This is a genomic window from Paraburkholderia tuberum STM678 (assembly GCF_902833905.1).
Taxonomy (GTDB): domain Bacteria; phylum Pseudomonadota; class Gammaproteobacteria; order Burkholderiales; family Burkholderiaceae; genus Paraburkholderia; species Paraburkholderia tuberum.
Genome location: NZ_CADFGP010000041.1, coordinates 1 through 19,559 on the forward strand (window position 1 = coordinate 1; position 19,559 = coordinate 19,559).

The 19,559-nt window shown below is 63.9% G+C and carries 15 protein-coding genes, 1 tRNA gene and 1 riboswitch; of the genes, 10 read left to right on the forward strand and 6 right to left on the reverse strand.

Annotated features, from left to right (window positions below):
- Window positions 1-261 precede the first annotated feature (261 nt).
- The 5 genes from sucD to recA form a co-directional block, all read right to left on the reverse strand.
- The gene (gene sucD, locus HWY30_RS28770; protein WP_013090441.1) at window positions 262-1,143 is read right to left on the reverse strand and encodes a succinate--CoA ligase subunit alpha; all 882 of its coding nucleotides are present in this window, start codon (window positions 1,141-1,143) and stop codon (window positions 262-264) included.
- A gap of 130 nt (window positions 1,144-1,273) precedes the next feature.
- Entirely contained in the window at window positions 1,274-2,443 is a 1,170-nt protein-coding gene (gene sucC / locus HWY30_RS28775) for an ADP-forming succinate--CoA ligase subunit beta (protein WP_013090442.1), read from the reverse strand.
- 55 nt (window positions 2,444-2,498) lie between these two features.
- The gene (locus HWY30_RS28780) at window positions 2,499-3,173 is read right to left on the reverse strand and encodes a DUF2889 domain-containing protein (protein ID WP_176078965.1); all 675 of its coding nucleotides are present in this window, start codon (window positions 3,171-3,173) and stop codon (window positions 2,499-2,501) included.
- Window positions 3,174-3,303: 130 nt separating this feature from the next.
- The gene (recX, locus tag HWY30_RS28785) at window positions 3,304-4,062 is read right to left on the reverse strand and encodes a recombination regulator RecX (protein ID WP_090801744.1); all 759 of its coding nucleotides are present in this window, start codon (window positions 4,060-4,062) and stop codon (window positions 3,304-3,306) included.
- Window positions 4,063-4,069: 7 nt separating this feature from the next.
- Window positions 4,070-5,146 (reverse strand): recombinase RecA, encoded by a 1,077-nt coding sequence (gene recA / locus HWY30_RS28790; protein WP_018421721.1) that lies wholly within the window; start codon window positions 5,144-5,146, stop codon window positions 4,070-4,072.
- A gap of 254 nt (window positions 5,147-5,400) precedes the next feature.
- On the opposite strand from recA, the gene HWY30_RS28795 reads away from it, so the two are divergent.
- The 4 genes from HWY30_RS28795 to HWY30_RS28810 all read left to right on the forward strand — a co-directional run bounded on the left by HWY30_RS28795 (window position 5,401) and on the right by HWY30_RS28810 (window position 9,787).
- Window positions 5,401-6,189: a response regulator transcription factor gene (locus HWY30_RS28795; protein WP_090805455.1), complete on the forward strand. Its 789-nt coding sequence runs from the start codon at window positions 5,401-5,403 to the stop codon at window positions 6,187-6,189.
- 9 nt (window positions 6,190-6,198) lie between these two features.
- Window positions 6,199-7,758: a sensor histidine kinase gene (locus HWY30_RS28800; protein WP_090801746.1), complete on the forward strand. Its 1,560-nt coding sequence runs from the start codon at window positions 6,199-6,201 to the stop codon at window positions 7,756-7,758.
- A 207-nt stretch (window positions 7,759-7,965) separates the two neighbouring features.
- Complete coding sequence (locus tag HWY30_RS28805; protein WP_090805456.1) at window positions 7,966-9,624, forward strand: MFS transporter; 1,659 nt, start codon at window positions 7,966-7,968, stop codon at window positions 9,622-9,624.
- Between the two features lie 86 nt (window positions 9,625-9,710).
- Window positions 9,711-9,787 (forward strand) — tRNA-Met (locus HWY30_RS28810).
- Between the two features lie 182 nt (window positions 9,788-9,969).
- On the opposite strand, the gene HWY30_RS28815 is transcribed toward HWY30_RS28810, so the two are convergent.
- On the reverse strand, window positions 9,970-11,181 hold the full coding sequence (locus tag HWY30_RS28815; RefSeq protein ID WP_090801747.1) for an MFS transporter: 1,212 nt from the start codon (window positions 11,179-11,181) through the stop codon (window positions 9,970-9,972).
- A 299-nt stretch (window positions 11,182-11,480) separates the two neighbouring features.
- Window positions 11,481-11,580: riboswitch (guanidine-I (ykkC/yxkD leader) on the forward strand.
- A gap of 57 nt (window positions 11,581-11,637) precedes the next feature.
- Between HWY30_RS28815 and HWY30_RS28820 the strand changes: the two genes are divergently transcribed.
- The 6 genes from HWY30_RS28820 (at window position 11,638) to uca (ending at window position 19,543) form a co-directional block, all read left to right on the forward strand.
- The gene (locus HWY30_RS28820; RefSeq protein ID WP_090801749.1) at window positions 11,638-12,708 is read left to right on the forward strand and encodes a putative urea ABC transporter substrate-binding protein; all 1,071 of its coding nucleotides are present in this window, start codon (window positions 11,638-11,640) and stop codon (window positions 12,706-12,708) included.
- Between the two features lie 75 nt (window positions 12,709-12,783).
- Window positions 12,784-13,596, forward strand: a complete 813-nt coding sequence (locus HWY30_RS28825) for an ABC transporter permease (RefSeq protein ID WP_090801751.1) — start codon at window positions 12,784-12,786, stop codon at window positions 13,594-13,596.
- On the forward strand, window positions 13,593-14,384 hold the full coding sequence (locus HWY30_RS28830) for an ABC transporter ATP-binding protein (protein ID WP_090801752.1): 792 nt from the start codon (window positions 13,593-13,595) through the stop codon (window positions 14,382-14,384). Before HWY30_RS28825 ends, HWY30_RS28830 begins: the two co-directional genes overlap by 4 nt.
- A 13-nt stretch (window positions 14,385-14,397) precedes the next feature.
- Entirely contained in the window at window positions 14,398-15,114 is a 717-nt protein-coding gene (locus tag HWY30_RS28835) for an urea amidolyase associated protein UAAP1 (protein ID WP_090801754.1), read from the forward strand.
- A 15-nt stretch (window positions 15,115-15,129) separates the two neighbouring features.
- Window positions 15,130-15,771: an urea amidolyase associated protein UAAP2 gene (locus HWY30_RS28840; RefSeq protein ID WP_090801756.1), complete on the forward strand. Its 642-nt coding sequence runs from the start codon at window positions 15,130-15,132 to the stop codon at window positions 15,769-15,771.
- A 172-nt stretch (window positions 15,772-15,943) separates the two neighbouring features.
- Window positions 15,944-19,543 carry an urea carboxylase gene (uca, locus tag HWY30_RS28845; RefSeq protein ID WP_090801758.1) on the forward strand — a complete coding sequence of 1,200 codons (3,600 nt, stop codon included), beginning with the start codon at window positions 15,944-15,946 and terminating at the stop codon, window positions 19,541-19,543.
- The last annotated feature ends 16 nt before the right edge of the window (window positions 19,544-19,559 follow it).

Sequence of the window (19,559 nt, forward strand, 5' to 3'; positions counted from 1 at the left end):
GTATCCGCTTCCTGTTCGTCAGGCCAGCGCTTTGCTTCCGGCTTCCTTCGGATTCGCAGTCGCCCGCGACACCCTTGCCTTCCGCTAGCTCTTCCCCTTGTCGGGCGAGCAGAGGACTTTCACCTCCCAGTAAGTGCGCCCTGCCGGGCGCACAAAAAAAAAGCGGGGGAGTCTGCACTCCCCCGCTTTTCGGGACCGCCCGCTCACGAAAGGAGTTCGTAAGCGTATCAAAATCGCGCGCCAACGGCACGCGAATTCGATTTACAGCATCGCCTTCAGAAGACGCGCCATTTCCGACGGGTTCTTCGTGACCTTGATACCGCACGCGTCCATGATTTCCAGCTTCGCTTCGGCGGTGTCCGCACCGCCCGAGATCAGCGCGCCGGCGTGGCCCATGCGCTTGCCCGGAGGCGCCGTGACGCCAGCGATGAAGCCAACCACCGGCTTCTTCATGTTGTCCTTGATCCAGTGCGCGGCGTTCGCCTCGTCCGGACCGCCGATTTCGCCGATCATGATGACGGCGTCCGTATCCGGATCGTCGTTGAACATCTTCATCACGTCGATGTGCTTCAGACCGTTGATGGGGTCGCCGCCGATGCCGACTGCCGACGACTGGCCGAGGCCGATCGCGGTCAGCTGGCCGACTGCTTCATACGTCAGCGTGCCCGAACGCGACACGACGCCGATGCGGCCCTTGCGATGGATGTGACCCGGCATGATGCCGATCTTCAGCTCGTCCGGCGTGATCGTGCCCGGGCAGTTCGGTCCGAGCAGCAGCGTCTTGCGGTTTTCGCGACGCATACGGTCCTTGATCTCGATCATGTCGCGGACGGGAATGCCTTCCGTGATACAGATTGCGAGATCCAGGTCGGCTTCGACTGCTTCCCAGATTGCGGCGGCAGCGCCTGCCGGCGGAACGTAAATCACCGACACGGTCGCGCCCGTCTCAGCCTTGGCTTCAGCGACGCTCGCGTAGATGGGGATGCCTTCGAAATCTTCGCCGGCGCGCTTCGGGTTCACGCCCGCGACGTACGCTTCGCGGCCGTTTGCGTATTCACGGCAAGCACGCGTGTGGAACTGACCGGTCTTGCCGGTGATGCCCTGCGTGATGACCTTGGTGTCTTTGTTGATCAGAATCGACATGTATTGACCTCTGTTCGTTTGGCGTCGCGCGGTAGCGCCACTCGGCGCGATGCTTCACGCCTGTGTCGCTTGCGCGCCGCCACTCGTAAACCTGGCAAATGAGCTGGTAAATGCGCCGTGGACAGCTGGCTTACGCCTTGCCCGAAGCAGCCGCGACGACCTTCTGAGCCGCCTCTTCCATGCTGTCCGCCGAGATGATCGGCAGGCCGGATTCGGCGAGCATCTTCTTGCCCAGGTCTTCGTTCGTGCCCTTCATGCGGACCACGAGCGGCACCTTCAGCGACACGGCCTTCGAGGCCGCGATCACGCCTTCCGCGATCACGTCGCAGCGCATGATGCCACCGAAGATGTTGACCAGAATCGCGGTCAGGTTCGGGTTCTTCAGCATGATCTTGAACGCTTCGGTGACCTTCTCGGTCGTAGCTCCTCCGCCGACGTCGAGGAAGTTCGCCGGTTCGCCGCCGAACAGCTTGATGGTGTCCATCGTTGCCATTGCGAGGCCGGCGCCGTTCACCAGACAGCCGATGTTGCCGTCGAGCGAGATGTACGCGAGGTCGAACTTCGACGCTTCGATTTCAGCCGGATCTTCCTCGTCCAGATCGCGGTACGCGACGATTTCCGGGTGACGGAACAGCGCATTCGAGTCGAAGTTGAACTTCGCGTCGAGTGCGATGACCTTGCCGTCGCCGGTCAGGATCAGCGGGTTGATTTCGGCGAGCGATGCGTCGGTTTCCCAGAATGCCTTGTACAGGCCTTGCAGGATCGCGCGAGCTTGCGGGATCGAAGCGTCGGGCACGCCGATCTTCTTCGCGAGGTCGTCTGCTTCCGAGTCCTTCAGGCCGGTCGACGGATCGACGGCAACCTTGTGGATCAGCTCAGGCGTCTTTTCCGCGACTTCTTCGACGTCCATGCCGCCTTCGCTTGACGCCATCACGACGATCTTCTGCGAAACGCGATCGATCACGAGACCGACATACAGTTCCTTCTTGATGTCGGCGCCTTCTTCGATCAGCAGGCGGTTCACCTTCTGGCCTTCCGGACCGGTCTGGTGCGTGACGAGCTGCATGCCGAGGATCTGGTTCGAGTACTCGCGAACCTGTTCCAGCGACTTGGCGACCTTGACGCCGCCGCCCTTGCCACGGCCACCCGCGTGGATCTGAGCCTTCACGACCCACACCGGGCCGCCCAGCTCTTCCGCGGCCTTGACCGCATCATCCACCGAGAAGACCGGCTTGCCGCGCGGTACCGCGACACCGAATTTCCGCAGGATTTCCTTACCCTGGTACTCGTGAATCTTCATGCGTGATTCCCTTCAGTCTGAGAGTTGGATAGAACTTCGATTCCGTTGCCGCCGTTCAGGCCGACGCGTCGCCGCTTCGTTCGCGGGCCGCCGCGCCGTCCGACGAGGCCGCGCGTTGCGCCGGACGCGGTGCATGACCATACCAGCGCGGATAAAACTGTTTCACCGCCTCGCCGTCGAAACGCAGCGCGTGGCAGCGTCCCAGCTGGAATGGCGGTTTGTCGTTGGAATGCTCGCCTGTGCCGTTGGACGATTCGTCTCCCGAACCCGCGTTCGCGCCCGGCGTGCCGTCATCGGTGTTCCATACGTCGCCGGCGAACGCCTGGATCGCGGCGGTCGGCAGGATCGCGCACAGCTCGGTGAGATGCGTGCAACCGGCCGTGCCGGCCAGCAAACGGGCAGCATCGCGACGGAAGTTGTGGAACAGATTGAGCCCGATGAGGGCACGGTAGGCGGGATTGCTGGCCTGGCACAACCCTGGATAGGGCACCCAGTCGGACGACGCCTCGGCGTTGACGACATTGAGCTTGCGATCGATGGTGATGCGAAGCCAGAGTTCATGGATCGGCTGACCATTGGGCCGGACACCCGACGCAAGCGCCACATCGCGTGGCTTTTCGTCGGTCAGGCACGCTTCCACATCCCACAGGCCATCGGCTCGCTCGTAAGCTTCCGCTCTGATTGCGCGACGATGGCGCAACTGACGGGACACTGGCGGGGAGAGCGACATGCGGGAAGGAAAGGCCGGATTGGAAAACTTCTGGAGTTTAGCATAACGGCTATTTGGGACAGCCCCGATTGCGCACGGCCTGGCGTCAGGTTACGGCGCGGTAATTGCCCTACCCGTCGAGACTGGCGTGTTAGTCGCCGTCCCCGATGTCGTCGATACCCTTCAGGATCTTGCCGATCGTCGCGCCGGAGAAGCCGCGCGACGCGAGAAAGCGCGCCTGCTTCGCGCGCTCGGCCGGCGTTTGCGGCAACTGGCCGAACTTCTTGCGCCAGACCGCCTGGGCGCGCGCGAGTTCGGTTTCGCGCAATTGCGCGCTCGCCTCTTCGACGAGCGCCGTGTTGAGCGCGTGTTGCTTCAGTTCGCCGAGAATGCGGCTCGTGCCGAGCCGCGATGCGCGCCGATGGATCAGGCTTTCCGCGAAGCGCGAGTCGGATAGCCAGTTTTCGGCCTGCAGCGCGTCGAGCACCGTGTCGAGCGAATCGGTTTCCTCGACGTAAGGCTTCAGCTTGCGGGCGAGGTCGGCGCGGCTATATTCGCGGCGCGACAGATAGCCGAGCGCGCGCGCTTTCAGCGAACGGGCGGGGCGTTGGGATTTTCTGCTGTCGTCTTTGTCGGACTGGCCCGGCTTCTCTTCGCCGGGTTGGCGACGCGAGCGGGTGTAGGTGACTTCGGAGGGGATTGGGGAATCGAGCCCGGAGGAATCCCGGCTGGACGACGCTGCAGCGGGTGCAGACCGCGTACGCTGCGGGCCGCGGCCCGCGGCGCGGTCATGTGCGTCGAACGATTCGAACGGATCGCCGGACTCAGGCGATCCGTCCGCCGCGTCGCGCGGGCCGTCCGGATAGCGTCCGGAGTCGAAACCGGACAGCGGCCGGCCTTTGCGTATCACTTGATGCTTACTCTTCTTCGCCCGCGACTTCAGCGTCCGCGCCGGTCACGGCGTTCGCCATCGCGGTGACGCCCAGCGATTCGCGGATACGGTTCTCGATTTCCCGAGCGATATCCGGATTTTCGCGCAGGAATTCACGCGCGTTGTCCTTGCCCTGACCGATCCGCTCGCCGCTGTAGCTGTACCATGCGCCGGCCTTGTCGACGATCTTCGCCTGCACGCCGAGGTCGATGATTTCGCCCTGACGCGAGATGCCCTCGCCGTACAGGATGTCGAAAATCGCTTCACGGAACGGCGGCGCCACCTTGTTCTTGACGACCTTCACGCGGGTTTCGTTGCCGATCACTTCGTCGTTCTTCTTGATCGAGCCGATGCGGCGAATGTCGAGACGCACCGACGCGTAGAACTTCAGCGCATTACCGCCCGTGGTGGTTTCCGGGTTGCCGAACATCACGCCGATCTTCATGCGGATCTGATTGATGAAGATCACGAGGCAGTTCGTGCGCTTGATCGTGCCGGTCAGCTTGCGCAGCGCCTGCGACATCAGACGCGCCTGCAGACCCGGCAGCGAGTCGCCCATTTCGCCTTCGATTTCCGCCTTCGGCACCAGCGCCGCGACCGAGTCGATCACGATCATGTCGATCGAGCCCGAGCGCACCAGCGCGTCGGCGATTTCGAGCGCCTGTTCTCCAGTGTCCGGCTGCGAGACCAGCAGGTCGGCGACGTTCACGCCGAGCTTGCCCGCGTATTGAATGTCCAGCGCGTGTTCCGCGTCGATGAACGCCGCGGTGCCGCCGAGTTTCTGCATTTCGGCGACGACCTGCAGCGTCAGCGTGGTTTTACCGGACGATTCCGGTCCGTAGATTTCGACCACGCGGCCGCGCGGCAAACCGCCGACGCCCAGTGCGATGTCGAGGCCGAGCGATCCGGTGGAGACCACCTGGATGTCTTCGACTGCCTCACCTGCGCCGAGCCGCATGACCGACCCTTTGCCGAACTGCTTTTCGATCTGCGCGAGCGCGGCGGCGAGAGCCTTGCTCTTTTCAGCAGTCAGTCCAGCCGAGCCTTTCTTGCTTTCTTCCATGAATCGTCCTTTGCTATGATGAACGGCGTCTGAGGCAGGTGTGCACCCGTGGTTCCACTCGAATTGAGCGGAATCTCCAGGACATCACACGAAACGCAGACACTGTATAAAAAAACAGTAGTTTTGGCAAGCGCGATTGTGATGCGAACGCGCATCTTTTACTGTCGCATCGCCCCAACTACCCACAATAATGTTCGGAGACCGCTGCGCGCCGGGGCAACCCCGCGGTGCCGGCAAAGCCAGGCTGGCGCATCATGCGAATTCTGATTGCCGAAGACGACAGCATACTCGCGGATGGTCTGGTTCGATCACTCCGCCAATCGGCCTATGCGGTCGATCACGTGAAAAGCGGCGTAGAAGCCGATACCGCGTTGTCAATGCAGACGTTCGACCTATTGATCCTCGATCTGGGCCTGCCGCGTATGTCCGGGCTCGAGGTGCTGCGCCGCCTGCGCGCGCGCAATTCGAACCTGCCCGTGCTGATCCTGACCGCCGCCGATAGCGTCGACGAACGCGTCAAAGGCCTCGACCTCGGCGCCGACGATTACATGGCCAAGCCCTTCGCGCTGAACGAACTCGAAGCGCGCGTGCGCGCGCTGACACGGCGCGGCGCGGGCGGCGGCCCAACCGTCGTGCGGCATGGCTCGCTGTCGTTCGATCAGGTGGGCCGCATCGCCTACGTCAACGACCAGGCGATCGATCTGTCCGCGCGCGAACTCGGGCTGCTCGAAGTGCTGCTGCAACGGATCGGCCGGCTGGTCTCGAAAGAGCAGCTCGTCGACCATCTGTGCGAATGGGGCGAGGAAGTCAGCAACAACGCGATCGAAGTCTACGTGCACCGGCTGCGTAAGAAGATCGAACCGAGCGGCGTGCGCATCCTCACCGTGCGCGGGCTCGGCTACTGTCTCGAAAAAGCGGCGGCGCCGGCGAATGCGAGCGCGCCCGCCACCCCGGCCGGCTCCGAGCCGCAGACGGCACAAGCGGCACAATCGTCCACCGCGCCGTCGTCCACCGCGATGCCGGCGAGCCACCACTACAAATAGAGGCCAGCGATGTCCGCACGCGCTGATCGCGCCACGGCGCACGCTGCGGACCTCGACGAGGCGCGCGACGCGCGCTACGCCAATCCGTTCGCCCCGCCCGACGAAACCGAAGCCGCCGCCGAAGCGCGTCCGCGCTCGCTGTTCGGCGAAATTCTCGACTGGATGCTCGCGCCGCTGCTGCTGCTGTGGCCGATGAGCCTCGCGGTCACCTATCTGGTCGCGAAGTCGATCGCGAACGGGCCGTTCGACCGCGCGCTCGAAACCGACGCCTACGTGCTCGCGCGCCAGATCCATCCGGTCAACGGCGTCGCGGAGCTGTCGCTGCCCGAGTCGACGCGCGATTTCCTGCGTGCCGACAACGTCGACAGCGTGTTCTTTCAGGTGCTCGGCACGCGCGGCGAGCTCGTGGCCGGCGAGCGTGACATGCCGCTGCCGCACGAGGAAGACCGCCCGCCACCGGGCCTCGTCGAATTCCGCGACGACGTGCTGCGCGGCAACGACATCCGCGTCGCCTACACGACCGTCGAGTTTCCGCAGACGCCGGGCGCGCAGGCCGTGCTCGTGCAGGTCGCCGAAACGCTCGACAAGCGCAGCCAGCTCGCCAACGACATCATCAAGGGCGTGATCCTGCCGCAGTTCGTGATCCTGCCGCTCGCGATCCTGCTCGTGTGGTTCGGACTGTCGCGCGGGCTCGAGCCGCTGCATGCGCTGCAGGCGCATATCCGCGCGCGCCGGCCGGACGATCTGTCGCCGCTCGAAGCGCGCCGCGCGCCGCCGGAAATCGAGCCGCTCGTCACGTCGTTCAACGATCTGCTCACGCGCCTCGAACAGAACATGGAGCTGCAGAAGCGCTTCATCGCCGACGCCGCGCATCAGATGAAAACGCCGCTGGCCGGCCTGCGCACCCAGGCCGAGCTCGCGCTGCGCCAGAACGCGTCGGCCGAGGTTCGTCGCTCGCTCGAACAGATCGCGACGAGCTCCGAGCAGGCCGCGCGGCTCGTCACGCAATTGCTCGCGCTGGCGCGCGCGGAAAACCGTCGGTCGGGGCAGATCTTCACGCCGCTCGAACTCGGCGAACTCGCGCGCAGCGCGGTGCGCGAATGGGTGCAGGCCGCGCTCGCGAAGCAGATGGACATCGGCTACGAAGCGCCCGACGAGCCGGTCGAAGTCGCCGGCAATCCGGTGATGCTGCGTGAAATGCTGTCGAACCTGATCGACAACGCGATCCGCTATACGCCGGCGGGCGGCCGCATCACCGTGCGCGTGCGGCACGACGCCCCCGCGCGGCTCGTGCACCTGGAAGTCGAGGACACCGGGCTCGGCATTCCGGCCAGCGAGCGCTCGCGTGTGGTCGAGCGCTTTTACCGGATTCTGGGCCGCGAGGGCGACGGCAGCGGCCTCGGCCTCGCGATCGTGCGCGAGATTGCGGCAATGCACGGCGGCGAGCTCGCCATCGACGACAACGTCTACCAGGAGTCACCGCGGCTCGCCGGCACACTGGTGCGCGTCAGCTTGCACGTGCTCGAACGGGGCGGGACTTACCCTAACGCGCCTCTATCGTCAGCGTGACGGTCAGCGTTTTTTGAGATATTTCAGCGTGGATTGCGGGAACATCCCAGCACATTGACGGAAATTGAACGCCTATTCGTCGGCTTACCGGACTACCCCCAGGTTCAGCGCCGAGTCAGAACGCCGTAAGTTTCCACTCCAATAATCGGTTGCACGGGAACGCCTGTGCCGGCGATCCGCGTGTATATCAATATTGGAGACGACAATATGGCTACCGTTGGCGGGCAAATCTCGCACGTGCCGATGACGCGCGATGAGAAGCGGGTGATCTTCGCATCGTCGCTGGGTACGGTTTTCGAGTGGTACGACTTTTATCTGGCCGGCTCGCTTGCGGCCTTCATCAGCAAGAGCTTCTTCTCCGGCGTCAATCCGACCGCGGCGTTCATCTTCACGCTGCTCAGCTTCGCGGCGGGCTTCGCGGTGCGGCCGTTCGGCGCGATCGTATTCGGGCGGCTCGGCGACATGGTCGGGCGCAAGTACACGTTCCTGATCACGATCATCATCATGGGCCTGTCGACGTTCCTCGTCGGCTTCCTGCCGGGCTACGCGGCGATCGGCATCGCTTCGCCGGTGCTCTTCATCGCGATGCGCCTGCTGCAGGGTCTCGCGCTCGGCGGCGAGTATGGCGGCGCCGCGACCTACGTGGCCGAACACGCGCCAGCGAACCGCCGCGGCTTCTACACCGCATGGATCCAGACCACCGCCACGCTCGGTCTGTTTCTGTCGCTGCTCGTGATTCTCGGCATTCGCACGTTCATGGGCGAAGACGCCTTCGGCGCCTGGGGCTGGCGCATTCCGTTCGTCGTGTCGATCCTGCTGCTCGCGGTGTCGGTGTGGATTCGCCTGCAACTGCATGAGTCGCCGGTGTTCGCGCGCATCAAGGCCGAGGGCAAGACCTCGAAGGCGCCGCTTTCCGAAGCGTTCGGCCAATGGAAGAACCTGAAGGTCGTGATTATCGCGCTGCTCGGCCTGACGGCCGGCCAGGCTGTCGTCTGGTACACGGGCCAGTTCTACACGCTGTTCTTCCTCACGCAGACGCTGAGGGTCGACGGTTCGAGCGCCAACATCATGATCGCGCTCGCGCTGCTGATCGGCACGCCGTTCTTCCTGTTCTTCGGCTCGCTGTCGGATCGCATCGGTCGCAAGCCGATCATCATGGCCGGCCTGCTGATCGCCGCACTCACCTACTTCCCGCTGTTCAAGGCGCTCACACACTACACGAACCCGGCGCTCGAAGCGGCAACCGCGAAGTCGCCGATCGTCGTGATCGCCGATCCGGCCGAGTGCTCGTTCCAGTTCAACCCGGTGGGCACGGCGAAGTTCACGAGCTCATGCGACATCGCGAAGGGCGCGCTGTCGCGAGCCGGCCTGAACTACGACAACGTCGCGGCGCCTGCCGGCACGATCGCGCAGATCCGCGTGGGCGATACGGTCGTCAACACGTTCGACGGCCGCGCCGGCGACGCGAAGGAGCAAGCCAAGACGTTCGAAAAGACGCTCGCCGCGACGCTGAAGGCCGCCGGCTACCCGCCGAAGGCCGATCCGGCTCAGATCAACTGGCCGATGAGCATCGTGATCCTGACGATCCTCGTGATCTACGTGACGATGGTCTACGGGCCGATCGCGGCGATGCTGGTCGAGATGTTCCCGACGCGCATCCGTTATACGTCGATGTCGCTGCCGTATCACGTCGGCAATGGCTGGTTCGGCGGCTTCCTGCCGGCCACCGCGTTCGCGATCGTCGCGGCGAAGGGCAACATCTACTCGGGGCTCTGGTATCCGATCATCATCGCGGTGGTCACCTTCGTGATCGGCATGCTGTTCGTGCGCGAAACCAAGGACTCGGATATCTACGCGAAGGATTGAGTGGACCGACAGCCGGAGCTATCTGAAAAAGTTGTGAGCCGGGGGTTGACAGCCTCCGGTGGCCCCAGCATAATCTCGCTTCTTTCGGCGAATTAGCTCAGTCGGTTAGAGCGACGGAATCATAATCCGCAGGTCCGGGGTTCGAGTCCCTGATTCGCCACCAGCTTCAAGAAAAAGCCGCTGTCCCACAAGGACAGCGGCTTTTTTGTTTTGAAACGCTGCCACGAAGCCTGACGACCGATGGGCATCCGAGTTCAGGCAGACGCAGCGACACACCACTCAACGTTGGGGAAATAGCGGCAACAATGCGCGCATTGTCCAGACGGATACCCCGGCAATGCCACGTTAGCTCAGGTCGTGAAGAGATTGAGCCGGTGTCGGGTGAAAGAGCAGCAGCACCACGGTCATCAGACCGAAGGCTGCGCCCGCATAAAAGGTCGTGGCTGCGCCCAGACGTTCCCACAACTGGCCTGCGATAACGCTCGAAACCAGCGTCACGATGCCGCTCAGCAGATTGAAGAAACCGAACGCAGTCCCGCGCAGATGCGCAGGTGCCGTGTGCGCGACCATCGTAGCGAGCAGGCCTTGCGTCATCCCCATGTGCAGGCCCCACAGCGCTACGCCTACGACGACTATGCTCCAGTGGGTGCCGCGTGCAAGCACGAGGTCGGCGCCAATCAACACGATCAGACCACCTATCAGCAGCCGCGTATGCCGCATCGTGTCCGCGAGCTTCCCGAACGGATAAGCGGACAGCGCGTAGACGATATTCATTGCCACCATGACGAGCGGAACGAGCGCAATCGGTACGCCGCTGCCCATCGCACGAAGCACCAGAAAAGCCTCGCTGAATCGCGCCAACGCAAAAACGGCGCCTATCCCTACGACCCACCAGTAGTCCAAACCAAGCTCCCTGAGACTCTGCCACCGCACAGGATTGCTTCTTTTGGCGCGAGGCTCGTGCTCAGGCTCCGTGATACCAAACGTCAACAGCGCGACCGCGAGCACACCGGGAATGACGGCAAGCCAGAAGGCAAGCCGAAAATTATCTGCCCATATCAGCATGATGACAACGGCCAGCAGCGGTCCGAGGAACGCACCGACCGTATCGAGCGACTGGCGCAGGCCGAAGGCCGCGCCACGCAGGTGCTGCGGCGTGACATCCGCGATGAGTGCATCGCGAGGCGCACCGCGAATGCCCTTGCCGACACGGTCAATGACGCGCGCCGTCACCACGACTCCAACCGAGGACGCAATGGCAAAAAGCGGCTTGCTCATTGCGCCGAGCGAATACCCTGCTACGGCGAGCCACTTTCGGTTGCCGAGGTAGTCACTCAGCGTTCCCGAAAACACCTTGACCATCTGGGCCGTGGCCTCCGCGATGCCCTCGATGAGCCCGATCGTGCCGGCGCCGGCGCCAAGGCTTGCCAGCAGAAACATCGGCAGCAGGCTGTGGATGATTTCGGATGAGATGTCCATGAAAAGACTCACACATCCTAGAACCCACACGCTGCGTGGAATCTGCCGGACGACATTGACTTGCGGTTCGTTTCGCATTCGATAGGGATGGCATCAAATAACAGGTTCGAACGGCGCAGACGCATGCGAGCACCAAGGCAGCCCGCTACGACCGTTGCATCTTGTCTGGCATCGCTGAGTCGCATACCCGTCCTCTCACGCCCGAATCGAGTGCACTCCCTGACACACATCAGTGCACACCTTCCCCGCCCCAGGGCAAAAACTTGCCCTTCTCCGCACAAAGCTAGCGACCAACCCGCGGTATGGCCCCTGGCACACTTCCCGCTTTAAAGAGCGCGCAAGGAGCCGGCGCAACCTCCGGTTCGACAGACAATCTGGAAATGGACGGCTAGGGTTCCGGCCTGCTTCACGCAGGTGCTGGTCCGAGAGCTGTCGACCTCAGGCGAGGTTACACGGCGGGACAAAAGCCCGGGAGAGAACGCGATGTTTGCGCTGCTCCCTGCCGTCGCTAACCGTCCCCTCCGAGGTCAACCCATGTTCAAGCTCGTTCGCTGTCTTGGTATTGCCGCCGTCTCCCTCGCCACCTTCGCCTCGAGCCCCACGTTCGCCGCGGGCCGCAACGACTTCAAGGTCTGCTGGACCATCTACGCCGGCTGGATGCCGTGGGGTGAGGCGAAAACCCAAGGCATCGTGTCCAAATGGGCCAGGAAATACGGCATCAATGTCGACGTCGTGCAGCTGAACGACTACGTCGAGTCCATCAATCAGTACACGGCCGGCAAGTTCGACGGCTGCGCGATGACCAACATGGACGCGCTCACGATTCCCGCCTCCGGCGGCGTGGATTCGACGGCACTGATCGTCAGCGACTATTCGAACGGCAACGACGGCGTGCTGATGAAGGGCAAGGGCAAGCAGATCGCCGACCTGAAGGGGCAGCAGGTCAACCTCGTGCAGTTTTCCGTCTCCCACTACCTGCTCGCACGCGCGCTCGAAAGCGCTCACATGAGCGAGCGCGACCTCAAGGTCGTGAACACCTCGGATGCCGACATCTCGGGCGCATTCGCGACCCCCACGGTTCACAACGCGGTCACCTGGAATCCGATGCTCGCCGATCTGAAGTCGCAGCCGAACGTCAGCGAAGTCTTCGACTCCAGCAAGATCCCCGGCGAAATCATGGACATGATGGTCGTCAACACGAAGACGTTGCAGCAGAACCCCGCCCTCGGCAAAGCGCTGACCGGTGCATGGTTCGAAATGGTCGCGCTGATGCACACCGACTCCGCGGCCAGCACGTCCGCGCTGAGCGCGATGGCGAAGGCCTCGGGCACCGATCTCGCCAACTTCAAGGGCCAACTGGCGACGACCGCCCTCTTCTATTCGCCGCAAGCCGCGCTCGACTTCGTCACCAGCGCCGACATGCCGAAGATCATGACGCGCGTCGCGAAGTTCTCTTTCGATCACGGCCTGCTCGGACAGGACGCGAAGAGCGCGGACGCGGTCGGCATGGCGTTCGACAAGGGCGTCGTCGTCGGCAACAAGAACAACGTCAAGCTGCGTTTCGATCCGACCTACGTCGCGATGGCGGCCGCGGGCAAGCTCTGACACGGACCGTCCAGGCACTCGCCGGGGGCTCGCCATGGCGGGCTCGCATCCCAGCTTTCCAACCAGGCGCTCACCATGCGACTCATCAATCGACATCCGAGCCGGATCGGCGGCTTGATGCTGCTTCTGCTGCCGTTCGTCGTGCTGTTCGCGGTCTACTTCACCGGGTCCTCGATGCGACTCTCGCTCAATCCCGATGACAAGCTGCTGCCGAGCGCGGCGCAAATGAGCGACGCGGTGAAGTCGGCCGCCTTCACCGAGGACAAGCGCACCGGCGAGTATCTGTTGTGGACCGACACGCTGTCGAGCTTGCGGCGGCTCGGCATCGGCCTTGTCGTCAGTGCCGTGATCGCACTGGTCGCCGCGATCGCGACCGGTTCGTTGCCGCTCGTCAGCGCGACGCTGTCGCCATTCATCACCGTGATCTCAATGGTGCCGCCGCTGGCGGTGCTGCCGGTCCTGTTCATCGTGTTCGGGCTCGACGAGTTGTCGAAGGTCGTGCTGATCGTCGTCGGCATCACGCCGGTGATCATTCGCGATCTGCATGCTCGCGCCCGCGAGATTCCGGTCGAGCTGTGGGTCAAGGCGCAGACGCTCGGCGCCACCAGCTGGACGCTGATTCTGCGTCTGGTGCTGCCGCAACTGCTGCCGCGTCTGCTGGCGGCGACGCGTCTTTCTCTCGGCGCGGCGTGGCTCTTTCTGATCGCAGCCGAAGCGATCGCGTCGACCGATGGCCTCGGCTACCGCATCTTTCTCGTGCGCCGCTATCTGTCGATGGATCTGATCCTGCCGTACGTCGCGTGGATCACGCTGCTCGCATGGCTCACCGACGAGCTGCTGCGCCGGATCACGCAATGGTGCTTCCCGTGGTACGGAGGCGCGCGATGATCGAGGTCCGCAACGTCTGGAAAGAGTACAGCGACCAGGTCGTGCTCGAGCGTTTGAATCTGACCGTCAAGGAAGGCGAGTTCTGTTCGATGGTCGGCGCGTCCGGCTGCGGCAAGTCGACGTTTCTGCGCCTGCTGCTGGGTCAGGAGCGCGCGACGCGCGGCGAGATCCTGCTGGACGGCAAGCCGCTGCCCGGCGAACCGGACCGGCATCGCGGCGTCGTGTTTCAACGCTACTCGGTGTTCGACCATCTGAGTGTGTTGCGCAACGTGATGCTGGGGCTGGAGCTTCCACAGGCGAAGTTCACCGGCCGGCTATTCGGTGCCCGTCGGCGCGTGGCGGGAGACGAGGCAGCGGCCATGCTCGAGCGCGTCGGTCTGGGCGCTGCCTTGAACAAGTTTCCGCAGCAGCTGTCGGGCGGCATGCAGCAACGCCTCGCGATCGCGCAGGCGCTGATGATGAAGCCTCGCGTGCTGCTGCTCGACGAACCGTTCGGCGCGCTCGACCCCGGCATCCGCAAGGACATGCATGAGCTGCTCTCCGACCTGTGGCGCGAAGCGAAGCTCACGATCTTCATGGTCACGCATGACCTGAAAGAAGGCTTCACGTTGGGAAGCCGCGTGCTGGTTTTCGACAAGGTGCGCGTCGACCCGCAGGCGCCGGGCGCCTATGGCGCGCGCATCACCTACAACATTGCGCTCGACCGTAGCCGCGATTCCATGTCCGCCGTGCAGATCGCCGAGGCTGCCGTGCGAGGCGCATCGCATATCGAACTGGTCTCCGACTGAAGGGAACTCAGGTATGAACTCAGATACGACCTTATTGCTTGAAGAAACCGTCCCAGGCGGCGGCCATACGTCGCTGATCGTCAAGCGTGGTCGATCACTGCGCATTACCGACCTGCGCGGCGGTGCGAACGTCAGCGTGATGATGGTCAACGCGACGGAAAAGAGCGAACGGCTCAATCTGCCGGATTCGTTGAAGTGCCAGCACACGGCCAGGCTCACGGTCGGGCACTGCCTGTACTCCGACATGGGCCGCGTGCTTGCCGCGATCGTTGCGGATACCTGTGGCTGGCACGACAGCATCGGCGGTGTGTCGAACGCCGACGAGGTTCGCGAACGATACGGCGCGGGCCGCTACCAGGAGCTGCGCAACGCGTTCTATCGCAACGGCACGGACAACCTGCTCGTCGAAATGGGCAAGTGGGGACTCGGCATCACTGACCTGCTGATGACGCTCAATCTGTTCAGCCGTGTCGATGTCAGCGACGACGGCGTTCTCAGTTTCGTGCCAGGAAACTCAAAAGCCGGCAACTACGTCGAGCTCTACGCACCGATGAACACGCTCGTCGTGCTCACCGCGATCCAGCACCCGCTCGACCCGAACCCCGAGTACGCGCCGAGGCCCGTCAAGCTCGAGTTGAGCGACGCGCGGCCCGAGGTCGCCGAAGTTTGCCGCACCGCATGCGAAGAGAACGCACGCGGTTTCATCAACACAGAACGCTTCTTTCTTTGAGCGAAGGCCACGCTTATGACCAGCACGCTTATCGTCAGCGACAAACGTCCGGAAACCGCGGTCCATCGCGAGACACTCGCCGCCGGCGAGCCGTGGCTTCACGAGGTGAAGGCCGGGCAAACGCTGCGCATCGTCGATCTCGAAGGCAACCAGGCGGTCGACACGCTGTTCTACAGCCTCGCCGATCCGCGCGAGCGCTTCGACCCGCAACGCACGTTGCGCCGGCAAAAAAGCCTCTACCTGACGACGGGCTCGGTGCTGTACTCGAACCTCGGCAAGCCGATGCTGACGATCGTCGCCGACACGTGCGGCCGCCACGATACGCTCGGCGGCGCCTGCGCGCAGGAAAGCAACACGGTGCGCTACGCGCTGGAGAAGCGCTACATGCACAGCTGCCGCGACAACTTCCTGCGTGCCTGCGCTCACGACGGCCGCCTGTCGAAGCAGGACATCGGCGCGAACGTCAACTTCTTCATGAACGTGCCGGTCACGGCCACGGGCGGGCTCAGCTTCGAAGACGGCATTTCCGCGCCGGGCAAATACGTCGAATTGCGCGCGGAGATAGACGTGATCGTACTGATCTCCAACTGCCCGCAGTTGAACAATCCGTGCAACGCCTACAACCCGACGCCCGCGGAGCTGCTGATATGGAATTGAAGCGCATCCGCCACTGGCTTTTTCTCCTCATGCTGGTTCGCTCGGGCCGGTACTTCAGCCGTACGCGCGAAGAACTGACCCAGACGCATCGCTGACGCGACTTCGGCCGTGGACGACCACGGCCGGCCATTCCCACGGCGGGACGGCCCGCCTTCGAATCAACACACCTTCCATGTTCGAGAAGATTCTGATCGCCAATCGCGGCGCTATCGCGTGCCGTATTCTCAGGACGTTGCGCGAACTCGACGTCACCGGCGTCGTCATCTATGCGCAAGCCGACCGAGCGAGCCGCCACGTCAGCGAAGCGCCTGTCGCGCATGCGCTCGGCGAGGGTCCGGCCGCGCTGACTTATCTCGACGTGGCCAAGATCCTCGCGATTGCGCGTCGCGAAGGCGTGCAGGCGATCCATCCCGGCTACGGCTTCTTATCGGAGAACGCGGCGTTCGGCGAAGCCTGCGAAGCGGCCGGCATCGCGTTCATCGGACCGACACCCGCGCAGCTTCGCGCGTTCGGCCTCAAGCACACGGCCCGCGAAATCGCGGCCAACGAAGGGGTGCCGATGCTCGAAGGCACCGGGCTGCTCGCGGACTTGCCGGCGGCGCTCGCGGCGGCACAGGCCATCGGCTATCCGGTGATGCTGAAGAGCACCGCGGGCGGCGGCGGCATCGGCATGCGGGTGTGCTGGAACGCCGACGAACTCGGCGCCCATTTCGATGCCGTGAAGCGCCTCGGCGAAAACAATTTCAGCGATGCCGGCGTGTTTCTGGAGAAGTACATCGAACGGGCGCGGCATCTGGAAGTGCAGGTATTCGGCGATGGCAAAGGCGACGCGCTCGCGCTTGGCGTGCGTGACTGCTCGGTGCAGCGGCGCAATCAGAAGGTGCTCGAGGAAACGCCCGCCCCCTGCCTGCCGGACGGCATTCAGGCCGCGCTCTGCGAGGCAGCGGTCAAGCTCGCGCAAGCCGTCGACTATCGCTCCGCCGGCACCGTCGAATTCGTGTACGACAGCGCCGCCGAACAGTTCTACTTCCTCGAAGTCAATACGCGTCTGCAGGTCGAGCACGGCGTCACCGAACAGGTGTGGGGCGTCGACCTCGTGCGTTGGATGATCGAACTGGCGGCCGGCACGCTCGCGCCGCTGAAGCACCTGGCGGCGAGTCTAACGCCGCGAGGGCACGCGATCCAGGCGCGACTCTACGCGGAAGATCCGGGGCGTGATTTCAAACCGAGTCCGGGCCTCTTGACCGAGGTCGCGTTCCCGCACGCTGACGGGCGCGCATTGCGCATCGATACATGGATCGAGGCCGGTTGCGAAGTGCCGCCGTACTTCGACCCGATGCTCGCGAAAGTGATCGCGTGGTCGCCGACTCGCGATGAAGCGCGCGATGCGCTCGACGATGCGCTGCGCAACACCCGACTCTACGGCGTCGAGACCAATCGCGACTATCTGCGCCAGATTCTGCGCGACCGGCCGTTTGCGTCGGGCGAACCGTGGACTCGATGTCTCGAAGGGCTCAGGTATCGGGCCAGCACGGTCGAAGTCGTCAGCGGCGGCACGCAGACGACGGTGCAGGACTATCCCGGCCGCCTGGGCTACTGGGCAGTCGGCATCCCGCCGTCGGGGCCGATGGATGACCGGGCGATGCGGCTCGGCAATCGCCTGCTCGGCAATGCGGCCGACGCCGCCGCTCTCGAAGTCACGATGAGCGGGCCGACGCTGCGCTTCAACACGGATGCCGTGGTCGCCATCACCGGCGCGCAGATTCCGGTGCTGCTCGACGATGTCGCTCAGCCGCTGAACACGAGCCTCCATGTGCCGGCGGGTTCGACGCTCGCGCTCGGCACGATACGCGGCGCGGGCGCGCGCGCTTATCTGTGCGTGCGCGGCGGCTTCGACGTCGCACTGTATCTCGGCAGCCGCAGCACCTTTACGCTCGGTCAGTTCGGCGGACATGGCGGCCGCGCGATCCGCGCGGGCGACGTGCTGCATCTTTATCCGCTCGGCGATGCGCAGGCCGGAGCGGCGCTCGTCGACGCGCCGACGCTCGACGGCGTGCGCACCGTTCGCGTGATCTATGGTCCGCACGGCGCACCCGAATACTTCAGCGCCCGCTATATCGCGCAGCTGCTCGACACCGAGTGGGAGGTTCACTTCAACTCCAGCCGTACCGGCGTGCGCCTGATCGGACCGAAACCCGAGTGGGCGCGCGAGGACGGCGGCGAGGCTGGACTGCATCCGTCGAACATTCACGATAATCCGTACGCGGTCGGCGCCGTCGACTTCACCGGCGACATGCCCGTGATTCTCGGACCCGACGGCCCGAGTCTCGGCGGCTTCGTCTGTCCGGTGACGATCATCGAGGCGGACCTCTGGCAGATCGGCCAGTTGAAAGCAGGCGACAAGATCCGCTTCGCGCCCGTCGAAGTCGAACAAGCGCGTGAGGCTGCGCGTGAGCGTCGTCGGGAACTGGAGAGCCTCGAGATTGCACCGGGTGCGCCGAGCGAAAGAAGAGCATCGCTGACGTCGCCGATCGTGCTCGATACCGGGGCGGACCGCGACAGACTCGTCGCGCGTGTATCCGGCGACACACATCTGCTGCTCGAAATCGGTCCAGCGGAGCTCGACCTCGTGGCACGGTTTCGCGGACATGCGCTGATGCAGTCCCTCGAAGCGCAGCATCTGACTGGCGTCATCGATCTCACGCCGGGCATCCGTTCGCTGCAGATCCACTACCGGCCCGAGGATCTGCCGCTCGTCAGATTGCTCGACATCGTCGCGCGGGCGTGGGACGAGGTCTTGTTGCACAAGGATCTGCGCGTGCCGTCGCGGGTCGTTCATCTGCCGCTGTCATGGGACGACCCCGCGTGCCAGCTCGCGATCGAAAAATATATGACCACCGTGCGCAAGAACGCGCCGTGGTGCCCGAGCAACCTCGAATTCATTCGCCGCATCAACGACCTCGACTCCATCGACGCGGTCAGGCAAATCGTCTTCGATGCGAGCTATCTGGTGATGGGCCTCGGCGACGTGTACCTCGGCGCACCCGTCGCGACACCGCTCGACCCTCGTCACCGGCTGGTCACGACGAAATACAACCCGGCCCGTACGTGGACCGCGGAGAACTCGGTCGGCATCGGCGGCGCGTATCTGTGCGTGTATGGCATGGAAGGGCCTGGCGGCTATCAATTCGTCGGCCGCACGTTGCAGATGTGGAATCGCTACCGCGAAGTCGCGGATTTCGCCGGACAGCATTATTTGCTGCGCTTCTTCGACCAGATTCGTTTCTACGAAGTATCGGCCGACGAACTGTTGCGCATCCGCGCGGACTTTCCGCTTGGGCGTTTTCCGTTGCGGATTGAAGAGTCCGAGCTTTCGTTGCCGGACTATCAGGCGTTTCTCGCTAGCGAATCCGCCAGCATCGAGCAGTTCCGTTCAAGACAGCAGGCGGCCTTCCAGGCCGAGCGCGAGCGGTGGCGTGAAGCGGGCACCTCGGAAGTCACGTTCGAGACGCCGGTCACCGAAGACACTCAGTTAGCTCCGCTTCACGACGGCGAAGTCGCCGTGGACAGCGAGATCGCCGGCAGCCTCTGGCAAGTCAAGGTGAAAACCGGCGACGCGGTCGACGCGGGCGACGTGCTGCTCATCATCGAGTCGATGAAGATGGAAATCCCGGTGTGTGCGCCGTGCGCCGGAACGGTCGGCGAGATCTACGTGGCGCCGGGTTCGCCCGTGCGCGCGGGGCAACGCGTCGCCGTCGTCGAACGTCACTAATTATCCGGACGCAAAC